Annotated in this window: 2 protein-coding genes; one reads left to right on the forward strand and one right to left on the reverse strand. The window is 44.1% G+C overall.

All coding sequences use genetic code 11. The features are described 5' to 3' along the window. Window positions 1-501, forward strand: a 501-nt coding sequence (locus tag R7F07_RS25520; RefSeq protein ID WP_318110710.1) for a SpoVR family protein, incomplete at its 5' end; no start/stop codon positions are given. 77 nt (window positions 502-578) lie between these two features. On the opposite strand, the gene kdsB is transcribed toward R7F07_RS25520, so the two are convergent. After that, window positions 579-1,017 (reverse strand): 3-deoxy-manno-octulosonate cytidylyltransferase (gene kdsB / locus R7F07_RS25525; protein ID WP_318110711.1); only part of this gene is annotated, 439 nt, incomplete at its 5' end.

Genomic DNA, 1,017 nt, shown 5'->3' on the forward strand with positions numbered 1-1,017 from the left:
ATTTGTGAAGAGCCAACTGACGAGGATAAAGAGTGGGTCCCGGACCTAGCAGGAAAAGATTGGTTAGATGCCTTGCATTTTGCTATGCATAATTTCAAAGATGAAAGCTTTATCAGCCAATATTTGTCTCCGAAATTGATGCGTGATTTCAAACTGTTCGCCATCAACGATGATGACAGGCAGAACTTTATTGAAGTCTCCGCCATACATTATGAAATGGGCTACAAACGCATTCGAGAAACTCTGGCAGCGCAGTACAACCTATCAAACTTAGAGCCTAACATTCAGGTGTTTAACGTGGATGTTCGTGGTGACCGTTCACTCACATTGCAGTACGTTCCTCATAACCGCATTCCACTCGATGAAAGTTATGATGAGGTATTGAAACACGTCTATCGCCTATGGGGCTTTGACGTAATCTTAGAAGAAGTTAAAGACACGGGACACAGAGAAACATTAGCCACTTGTCCAAAACGCAATCAGTACGACTCAAACATTTAGCAAAAAATAGACTCATCCCCTTAAAGCCAAAGGCTCCATGAAAGGAGCCTTTTTATTAACTGCAAGAAGTAGAATCGTTACGCTTTTTTCGCCACAATAGCTCTAACGGCTTCAAGATCTTCTGGCGTATCAACGCCTGCTGCTGGCGCTTCTTTAGCGACTGCAACGTGGATTTTCTCGCCGTACCAAAGCACTCGTAATTGCTCTAGGCATTCAATTTGCTCTAGGGCACTTGGCGCCCAGTTTACGTAAGTATTAATGAAACCTGCGCGGTATGCATAGATACCGATGTGACGCATCAATGGATTCACGATAGCTTTGTCTTGCTTAGCGAAGTTATCACGATCCCAAGGAATTGTTGCTCGGCTAAAGTACATGGCATAACCACGCTCATCAGCAACGACTTTTACGGCATTTGGGTTGAAGACTTCATCTTCAGATTCAATTTCAACCGCCAACGTAGCCATAGGCGCATCACTAGCGGCTAAGTTATCTGCGACTTGGCGGATGATAAAT

This window comes from Vibrio sp. YT-16 (assembly GCF_033337405.1).
Classification (GTDB): Bacteria; Pseudomonadota; Gammaproteobacteria; order Enterobacterales; family Vibrionaceae; genus Vibrio; species Vibrio alginolyticus.